Here is a 9600-nt window from a genome sequence, read left to right as displayed (position 1 = left end):
CGCCCAGAGACGATCTTGATCAAGGTTTGGTTCACTGTTGGCAGAAAAAGCGCTAGAATGTCGCCCCTTTTGCTTAGTTCATGCTCACACACTTACCCAGGTTGAGGCTTTAATCATGTTTTACCAGGATCACTTTGACGTCATCGTTGTTGGTGGTGGCCATGCTGGTACCGAAGCGGCACTTGCCGCAGCACGGATGAACCAAAAAACGCTGTTATTGACCCATAACATTGATACGTTGGGTCAAATGTCGTGCAACCCAGCGATCGGTGGGATCGGGAAAGGACACCTGGTAAAAGAGATCGATGCGTTAGGCGGTGCGATGGCGCAAGCCATTGATAAAGGTGGGATCCAATTTCGAATCCTCAATGCGTCGAAAGGTCCAGCGGTACGCGCGACACGTGCTCAAGCAGACCGTGCACTGTACAAGGCAGCCATTCGTCATACTCTTGAAAACACGCCAAATTTGTCACTGTTCCAACAAGCCGTGGTGGATTTGATCGTCGACCAAGATCGTGTCACTGGCGTCGAGACCGAAATGGGGCTCAAATTCAGTGCCACTACCGTGGTCTTGACCGTGGGAACTTTCCTTGGCGGTAAAATCCATATTGGACTGGATAACTATGCCGGCGGTCGTGCTGGGGATCCACCGTCAAACAAACTCGCGGATCGCTTACGTGCCTTGCCATTTCGGGTGGATCGCCTAAAAACCGGCACTCCCCCGCGGATCGATGCCCGCTCGGTCGATTTTAGTGTGATGCAAACCCAACATGGTGATACTCCATGTCCGGTGTTTTCATTTTTAGGCGATGTGTCTGAGCACCCACAACAAGTTCCGTGCTACATCACCTATACCAATGAAAAAACCCATGATGTGATTCGCGCTAATCTTGATCGCAGCCCGATGTATGCTGGGGTGATTGAAGGTATTGGCCCACGTTATTGCCCGTCGATCGAAGACAAGGTGATGCGTTTTGCGGACAAAGACAAACACCAAATTTTCGTCGAGCCGGAAGGGTTGACCAGCACTGAGCTGTATCCAAATGGGATATCCACCAGCTTGCCGTTTGATGTGCAAATGGGGATCATCCACTCGATCAAAGGGTTCGAGAATGCGCGCGTGATCCGCCCAGGCTATGCGATTGAGTATGACTTCTTCGATCCGCGCGATCTCAAGCACACCCTGGAAACCAAATTTATCCACGGTTTGTTCTTTGCTGGACAAATCAATGGCACCACCGGCTATGAAGAAGCTGCAGCACAAGGGTTGTTGGCCGGTTGTAATGCCGCGTTACAAGCACAAGGCAAAGAAGGATGGAGCCCACGTCGCGATCAAGCTTATATGGGCGTGTTGATTGACGACTTGTCCACCATGGGCACCCAAGAGCCTTACCGGATGTTTACCTCGCGCGCCGAGTACCGTTTGCTGTTGCGTGAAGATAACGCCGATATGCGCTTAACCGAAAAAGGGCGAGAGCTGGGACTAGTAGACGATGTGCGCTGGGCTCGCTTCAACCAAAAAATGGAAAACATGGAGCAAGAGCGTCAGCGTCTGCGTAGTACTTGGATTCATCCTCACTCAGACGATGTCCATGCGCTTAATGCCATGCTAAAAACACCGCTGACGCGTGAAGCAAACGGAGAAGATTTACTCCGTCGCCCAGAGCTACGCTATGAAAATATCGTCTCGTTGCCGACCTTTGGTCCGGCGCATGACGATGTTCAAGCTAGCGAGCAAGTTGAGATCCAAGTGAAATACGCCGGCTATATTGAACGTCAGCAAGACGAGATCGAAAAGTCTCAGCGCCATGAAAATACAGTGATCCCATTTGATCTTGATTACATGCAGATCAAAGGCCTTTCAAACGAAGTACGTGGCAAGCTACAAGACGCGCGTCCGGAAACGATCGGTAAAGCATCGCGTATCTCAGGTGTCACGCCGGCGGCTATTTCGATTTTGCTGGTGCATTTGAAAAAGCACGGCATGCTCAAAAAAGGAGCCTAAATGCAACAGCAACTTCAACAAGGGCTGGCGAAAGCCGGCCTTGCGCTTTCTCCGTCGCAACAACAGCAGCTGCTTGATTATGTAGGCTTGCTCGACAAGTGGAACAAAGCCTATAACTTAACCTCGGTTCGTCGCCCAGAAGACATGGTGGTGAAACATATCCTTGATAGCTTGGTAGTATCACCACACTTGGAAGGTGAACGCTTTATCGATGTCGGGACAGGACCAGGTTTGCCCGGGATCCCTTTGGCCATCGCCAACCCAGATAAACAGTTCACCTTGCTCGACAGCTTAGGTAAGCGGATTCGTTTTATTCGCCAAGTGCTGCACGAGCTTGGCATCGACAATGTCACGCCGGTACAAAGCCGTGTCGAAGCGTTTATCCCTGAAACCGGGTTTGATGGTGTGCTAAGTCGCGCGTTTGCGTCGATGAATGACATGGTGAGTTGGTGCCATCACCTCCCTCATGCGCGGGGGCTGTTTTACGCTTTGAAAGGACAGGTGGACCAACAGGAGCTAGATGCCCTGCCGACTGATTGTTCTGTGACCGATATCAAAGCTTTGAAGGTGCCGGGATTGGAAGGGGCGCGTCATCTAGTAATCTTGAGAGCAAAGATTAACGAGTAGAGGTCATAGGCACGTGGGTAAAGTTATCGCGGTAGCAAACCAAAAAGGCGGTGTGGGTAAAACCACCACGAGTGTCAACTTAGCGGCATCGCTGGCAGCCACTAATCGCAAGGTGCTACTTATCGACCTTGACCCACAAGGGAACGCGACCATGGCCAGTGGTGTGGATAAATACGATGTCCATGCCACCGCCTACGATCTACTGGTTGAAGAAGCCCCGTTTGAACAAGTTGTGGTCAGCGATACGTCCGGTGGCTATGACCTGATTGCGGCGAACGGTGATGTCACTGCCGCAGAAATCAAGCTGATGGAAGTATTTGCCCGTGAAGTGCGCCTACGCACCATGCTTGAGCCTGTGGTTGCACGCTACGATTACATTTTTATCGACTGTCCCCCGTCTTTGAACCTCCTTACCATCAATGCGATGACCGCAGCAAACTCGGTACTCGTCCCCATGCAATGTGAATATTTTGCGTTGGAAGGGCTCACTGCATTGATGGATACCATCAGTAAACTGGCTAGCGTCGTGAACGCCGACCTTCATGTTGAAGGTGTATTGCGCACCATGTACGACCCAAGAAACCGATTAGCGACCGAAGTATCGGATCAGATCAAAAAACACTTCGGTGATAAGGTGTATCGTACTGTGATTCCCCGCAATGTGCGGCTCGCGGAAGCGCCAAGTCATGGCCGACCCGCCATGTACTATGACAAGTTATCCAGTGGTGCCAAAGCCTACCTAGCCCTTGCGGGTGAAATTCTGCGTCGAGAAGAGCAATCACGCGCTTCTGCCGACGCTGTCAATGCCTGAGGAACACAATGAATTCAGCGAAACGCGGTCTTGGAAAGGGCCTGGATGCCTTATTGGCGACCAGTGCACAAGCTCAGTCTCGTTATACATCCGAACCTGAATCCACCGATGCGAGCAATAGTGAATTGCAGCAATTATCCGTATCGGCGTTGGTGCCGGGTCTGTACCAGCCACGCCAAGATATGGCGGAAGAGGCGCTGGAAGAGTTAACCGAATCCATTCGCGCTCAAGGTATTATTCAGCCCCTCGTGGTTCGCCACGCAGAAAACGGGCAGTACGAAATTATTGCTGGCGAACGTCGCTGGCGAGCAGCAAAGCAAGCCGGTTTAGCCAAAGTGCCCTGCTTGGTCCGTGAGATGAGTGACAAAGTCGCCAGTGCGGTGGCGTTGATTGAAAATATCCAACGCGAAAACTTGAACGCGATGGAAGAAGCTCAAGCGCTCGAACGCTTGGTCAATGACTTCTCACTCACCCACCAGCAACTGGCTGAATCGCTCGGTAAATCTCGCACCACCATCAGCAATTTATTGCGCTTGAATGGGTTAGAGTCTGGGGTAAAACAACTGCTGCTTAACAAACAACTCGAGATGGGCCACGCACGTGCCCTGCTGGCGTTGGAAGGAGACGCGCAAATTGATGCGGCACTGACTGCCGTCAACAAAAAAATGACCGTCCGCCAGATAGAGAAACTGGTGAAAAAAATGCTTTCACCGCAAGTTGAAGCGAAAAGGCCAGAATTATCACCTGAAGTAGAGGCACTGCAGCAGCGCCTCGGCGACAAGCTTGGGGTGAAAGTGGCATTAACACAACAGAAAAATGGTAGTGGTAAATTGGTGATCAATTTCGAAGAATCTGACAAGTTAGCGCAAATTCTTGCAATTTTCGACGAAGAAGTGTGACCCGTGCCATTCGCTTTTTGTTACATAAAAGCGCTTACTGTGATCAGGTTACTCTGTTGTAAAATTTTCCCCGCTTTTTTACATCGATGCGATTGCATTAGCTGGGGTGAAACGTATAATTTTCGCTGTTTTCCCAGCACGGCAACAGTGCTAAGTGGAACGGAATCGAGGAACAAATACATGGTATCGACGCTCGCGCGGCCGGGTCGTGTTATCGCGACAAAATTGGTGCTTTTGCAAGCTGGCGTCGTATTAGCAACGGCAAGCGTGATGGCACTCGCTATCAATGTCGACTGGGGAAAATCCGCGCTGATCGGCGGCGGCATCTTTGTGATTGCCAATGCTGCATTTGCGTCGTGTGCTTTCCTTTTTAGTGGGGCAAGAGCTGCAAAATTTGTAGTCGCGTCCTTCTTCAGCGGTGAAGTGTTAAAAATTTCACTGACCGTCGTCCTGTTTGTCCTTGCTTACCTGTATATCGAGGTGGAACTCGTTCCCCTCAAACTGGCCTATTTGCTGGCATTAGGGATTAACATCCTCGCGCCAGTTTTATTCATTAACAACAACAAATAGGATGAGTTATGGCTGCGTCAGGTGATGCGCTTACACCGTCTAGCTACATCACTCACCACCTGACTAATTTGTCAGTGGGTGAAGGATTTTGGGCGGTTCACATTGATAGCCTGTTTTTCTCTGTCCTCATCGGTATCGTCTTCCTAGGCATCTTCCGATCGGTGGCAAAGAAAGCATCGACAGGTGTCCCAGGTAAGTTTCAGTGCTTCGTCGAGATTTTGGTTGAGTTCGTTGATGATAACGTTCGCGAAACCTTCCACGGACGAAATCCACTGATTGCACCTTTGGCCCTGACTATCTTCGTTTGGATATTCCTGATGAATACGATGGACTTAATCCCCATCGATTTTCTACCGTATCCAGCGGAACATTGGTTAGGCATTCCTTACTTGAAAGTAGTGCCAACTGCAGACGTAAATATCACCCTTGCGATGGCGCTGGGCGTGTTCTTCTTGATGATTTTCTACAGCATCAAGATTAAGGGCCTAGGCGGCTTTGCAAAAGAGCTGGCTCTGCACCCGTTCAATCACCCTATCATGATCCCGTTCAACCTCCTGTTGGAAGTCGTCTCGCTGCTGGCGAAACCGATTTCTCTTGGGATGCGTCTGTTCGGTAACATGTTTGCCGGTGAGGTGGTATTTATTCTTATCGCGGCATTGCTGCCGTGGTGGGCGCAATGGCTGGGTTCTGTGCCGTGGGCAATCTTCCACATTCTAGTCATTACAATTCAAGCCTTTGTCTTTATGATGTTGACCATCGTGTATCTCTCGCAGGCACACGAAGACTCAGATCATTGATGACATTTTTTAGTTAGTAAGCAATTTGTTAGTCATTATTGGCGTTTACGCCGACAACGAAAACTGGAGATAGTGATGGAAACTTTATTGAGCTTTTCTGCAATTGCCGTGGGCATCATTGTAGGTCTTGCTTCCCTAGGTACTGCGATTGGTTTCGCCCTGCTGGGTGGTAAATTCCTTGAAGGTGCAGCACGTCAACCTGAGATGGCTCCTATGCTGCAAGTGAAGATGTTCATCATCGCGGGTCTTCTGGACGCCGTACCAATGATCGGTATCGTAATCGCACTGCTGTTCACTTTCGCGAACCCATTTGTAGGTCAACTGTAATCTGGCTAGTAGCTGAACAGACCCTTTAGCTAATGATTAAGGAGGCGCTGTTGTGAATATCAACGCAACTCTGCTAGGCCAGGCAATCGCATTCACAATCTTTGTGTGGTTCTGCATGAAATATGTATGGCCACCATTGATGCAAGCGATTGAGGAGCGTCAGAAGAAAATTGCTGACGGACTCGCGGCGGCAGATCGTGCTGCCAAAGACCTGGATTTGGCCCAGGCAAATGCTTCTGAGCAAATGAAAGAAGCGAAGCGCGCTGCAACTGACATCATCGAGCAGGCGAACAAACGCAAAGCACAAATCCTCGACGAGGCGCGTGCTGAAGCGGCTGCTGAGCGCGACAATATCCTGAATCAGGGTAAAGCCGAGTTGGAAGCAGAGCGTAACCGTGCTCGCGATGAGCTGCGTAAGCAAGTTGCATCGCTCGCTGTTATTGGTGCCGAGAAAATTATTGAGCGTTCTATTGATGAGAATGCCCATAAAGATCTTCTCGATAAAATCACTGCAGAACTGTAATAAGGAGGGGCAGCAATGTCTGAACTGACAACAATCGCTCGCCCCTACGCGAAAGCAGCCTTTGATTTTGCGGTAGAAAAAGGCGAGCTGTCCCAATGGGCAGAAATGCTCGCCTTTACTGCTGAGATCGCCCGTGATGAGCGCGTCCAACATATGCTGGACGCCTCTTATTCCGCTGACAAGTTAGCGGAATTATTTATCGCAGTTGGTGGCGATCAGCTCAACACGTTCGGCCAGAACCTGATTAAGGTAATGGCAGAGAACCAGCGCCTAAAAGCCCTGCCTGAGGTTTGTGAACAGTTCCTGGCCATGCGCCGCGATCTGGAAAAAGAAGCGGAAGTCCAAGTGATTTCAGCGACGGCTCTTTCCGAAGAGCAACAACAAGCCATCAGTGACAAGCTCGCCGCGCGTCTTGAGCGCAAAGTAAAGCTGAACTGTAGTGTAGACGAAGCCCTGGTTGCCGGGGTTGTTATTCGAGCTGGAGACTTGGTCATCGATAACTCAGTAAGCGGCCGTATGCGCCGTCTGAGCGATGCATTGCAGTCTTGATTTGGGGAATTGGAGCATGCAACTTAATTCCACGGAAATAAGCGATCTGATCAAGCAGCGTATCGAGAAATTCGACGTTGTAAGTGAAGCGCGTAACGAAGGTACCATCGTGTCAGTCAGCGACGGTATCATTCGCATCCACGGCCTTGCTGATGCTATGCAAGGTGAAATGATTGAACTGCCTGGCAACCGCTATGCACTTGCATTGAACCTTGAGCGTGACTCAGTGGGTGCGGTTGTGATGGGTCCTTATGCGGACCTGCAAGAAGGCATGAAAGTGACCGGTACAGGTCGCATTCTTGAAGTCCCGACTGGCCCTGAACTTCTGGGTCGCGTTGTGAATACGCTGGGTGAGCCGATCGACGGTAAAGGTCCGATCGAAACCAAAACCACTTCGCCAGTCGAAGTGATTGCCCCTGGTGTTATCGCACGTCAATCGGTCGATCAACCTGTTCAAACCGGCTATAAAGCGGTTGACTCGATGATCCCAATCGGCCGTGGTCAGCGTGAGCTGATCATCGGTGACCGCCAAACCGGTAAAACCGCGCTGGCGATCGATGCCATCATCAACCAGAAAGATTCTGGTATTTACTCTATCTACGTTGCGATCGGCCAAAAAGCGTCGACCATTGCGAACGTAGTGCGCAAACTGGAAGAGCATGACGCACTGAAAAACACCATTGTTGTGGTGGCTTCAGCGTCTGAAGCGGCAGCATTGCAATACCTCGCGCCTTACGCGGGTTGTGCAATGGGTGAGTACTTCCGTGACCGCGGTGAAGATGCCCTGATTGTTTACGATGACCTGTCTAAGCAGGCTGTTGCATATCGTCAGATCTCGCTGCTGCTACGTCGTCCACCAGGCCGTGAAGCTTTCCCAGGTGACGTTTTCTACTTGCACTCACGTCTTCTAGAACGTGCGGCACGTGTTAATGCGCACTATGTTGAGCAGTTCACTAAGGGTGAAGTGAAAGGAAAGACCGGTTCGTTGACCGCACTCCCTATCATTGAAACCCAAGCGGGTGACGTATCTGCATTCGTACCGACCAACGTTATCTCGATCACTGATGGTCAGATCTTCCTGCAAACTGAGCTGTTTAATGCAGGTATCCGTCCAGCGGTTGACCCAGGTATTTCGGTATCGCGTGTTGGTGGTTCTGCGCAAACCAAGATCATGAAAAAACTGTCTGGTGGTATTCGTACCGCGCTTGCACAGTATCGTGAACTTGCGGCGTTCGCTCAGTTCTCTTCCGATCTGGATGACGCTACTAAGAAGCAATTGGACCACGGTCAGAAAGTGACCGAGCTGATGAAGCAGATGCAATATGCACCTATGTCTGTGTTTGAGCAGGCGCTGGTGATTTTCGCTGCGGAAAAAGGCTTCCTAGCAGACGTTGAGTTGAACAAAATCGGTGATTTTGAGCGCTCTCTGCTGGCCTTTGCTAAGAGTCAGTACGCTGACCTAGCGGCTCAGATCGATGAGTCTGGTGCTTATAACGATGAAGTTGAAGCACAGCTGAAAAAGCTGTTGGAAGATTTCAAAGCGACCCAGACTTGGTAAAACGTAGGTGACCACTCAGGTGGTCACCCACTAACGGAGAGTAACTATGGCCGGCGCAAAAGAGATTCGTAATAAGATCGGAAGTGTGAAAAACACACAGAAGATCACTAAAGCGATGGAAATGGTGGCAGCCTCCAAAATGCGTAAAACGCAAGAAGCCATGGAGTCGTCACGTCCATACGCTGTCACTATGCGCAAAGTGATCGGTCATCTTGCACTGGGTAACTTGGAGTACCGCCATCCTTATTTGGAAGAGCGGGAAGCCAAGCGCGTTGGTTACATCATCATTTCTACAGACCGTGGGCTGTGTGGTGGCTTGAACATCAATATGTTCAAAAGCGCTATCAGTGACATGGAAAGCTGGACCCAAAAAGGGGCTGAGATTGATTTAGCCTTAGTGGGCGCTAAAGCGACAGCTTTCTTCAACAGCTACGGCGGTAATGTAGTGGCGCAAGTGTCTGGTCTGGGTGATACCCCAGCACTGGAAGACCTCATCGGTACCGTTGGGGTGATGCTGAAAAAATATGATGAAGGTGAGCTGGACCGCTTGTACTTGGTTTTCAATAAGTTTGAGAACACCATGGTGCAGACCCCAGTGATCGATCAATTGCTGCCTTTGCCAAAGTCAGACGACGAGGAAATGCAGCGCAGCCATGCTTGGGATTATATCTATGAGCCTGASCCAAAGCCGTTGCTCGATACCCTATTGGTCCGTTATGCGGAATCACAGGTGTATCAAGGTGTGGTTGAGAACCTCGCCAGTGAGCAAGCGGCACGTATGGTGGCGATGAAAGCTGCGACTGATAATGCAGGGAATCTGATTGATGATCTGCAATTGGTCTACAACAAAGCCCGTCAGGCTGCGATCACCCAAGAGCTGTCAGAAATTGTTTCTGGCGCAAGCGCGGTGTAAAGGCAAGGGTTAACGAACTAG

At 50.4% G+C, this 9600-nt stretch carries 11 protein-coding genes; all 11 read left to right on the top strand.

Annotated elements, in window-relative coordinates:
- The first annotated feature begins 115 nt into the window (after positions 1-115).
- The 11 genes from mnmG (at position 116) to atpG (ending at position 9579) form a co-directional block, all read left to right on the top strand.
- Positions 116-2005, top strand: coding sequence for a tRNA uridine-5-carboxymethylaminomethyl(34) synthesis enzyme MnmG (gene mnmG, locus BZG83_RS06965; RefSeq protein WP_077479888.1), 1890 nt, complete (start codon positions 116-118; stop codon positions 2003-2005).
- A complete protein-coding gene (rsmG, locus tag BZG83_RS06960) occupies positions 2006-2632 on the top strand; it encodes a 16S rRNA (guanine(527)-N(7))-methyltransferase RsmG (RefSeq protein ID WP_077479887.1) in 627 nt (208 codons plus the stop codon). It abuts the gene before it with no gap.
- A 13-nt stretch (positions 2633-2645) separates the two neighbouring features.
- The gene (locus BZG83_RS06955; RefSeq protein WP_069590720.1) at positions 2646-3443 is read left to right on the top strand and encodes a ParA family protein; all 798 of its coding nucleotides are present in this window, start codon (positions 2646-2648) and stop codon (positions 3441-3443) included.
- Positions 3444-3451: 8 nt separating this feature from the next.
- Positions 3452-4342, top strand: coding sequence for a ParB/RepB/Spo0J family partition protein (locus tag BZG83_RS06950; RefSeq protein ID WP_069590718.1), 891 nt, complete (start codon positions 3452-3454; stop codon positions 4340-4342).
- 180 nt (positions 4343-4522) lie between these two features.
- On the top strand, positions 4523-4912 hold the full coding sequence (locus BZG83_RS06945) for a F0F1 ATP synthase subunit I (RefSeq protein WP_069590716.1): 390 nt from the start codon (positions 4523-4525) through the stop codon (positions 4910-4912).
- Between the two features lie 8 nt (positions 4913-4920).
- Positions 4921-5709: a F0F1 ATP synthase subunit A gene (gene atpB, locus BZG83_RS06940; protein ID WP_077479886.1), complete on the top strand. Its 789-nt coding sequence runs from the start codon at positions 4921-4923 to the stop codon at positions 5707-5709.
- A 75-nt stretch (positions 5710-5784) separates the two neighbouring features.
- A complete protein-coding gene (gene atpE, locus BZG83_RS06935) occupies positions 5785-6036 on the top strand; it encodes a F0F1 ATP synthase subunit C (RefSeq protein ID WP_025672872.1) in 252 nt (83 codons plus the stop codon).
- A gap of 52 nt (positions 6037-6088) precedes the next feature.
- Positions 6089-6559: a F0F1 ATP synthase subunit B gene (gene atpF, locus BZG83_RS06930; RefSeq protein WP_069590712.1), complete on the top strand. Its 471-nt coding sequence runs from the start codon at positions 6089-6091 to the stop codon at positions 6557-6559.
- Between the two features lie 15 nt (positions 6560-6574).
- Positions 6575-7108, top strand: a complete 534-nt coding sequence (atpH, locus tag BZG83_RS06925; RefSeq protein WP_069590710.1) for a F0F1 ATP synthase subunit delta — start codon at positions 6575-6577, stop codon at positions 7106-7108.
- Positions 7109-7124: 16 nt separating this feature from the next.
- Positions 7125-8666, top strand: coding sequence for a F0F1 ATP synthase subunit alpha (gene atpA, locus BZG83_RS06920; RefSeq protein WP_069590709.1), 1542 nt, complete (start codon positions 7125-7127; stop codon positions 8664-8666).
- 46 nt (positions 8667-8712) lie between these two features.
- A complete protein-coding gene (gene atpG, locus BZG83_RS06915) occupies positions 8713-9579 on the top strand; it encodes a F0F1 ATP synthase subunit gamma (RefSeq protein WP_077479885.1) in 867 nt (288 codons plus the stop codon).
- The last annotated feature ends 21 nt before the right edge of the window (positions 9580-9600 follow it).

It is taken from the genome of Salinivibrio sp. PR919 (assembly GCF_001995355.1).
Classification (GTDB): domain Bacteria; phylum Pseudomonadota; class Gammaproteobacteria; order Enterobacterales; family Vibrionaceae; genus Salinivibrio; species Salinivibrio proteolyticus.
Note: the sequence above shows the minus strand (reverse complement) of the source record. Positions and strands in the feature narration are given on the sequence as shown.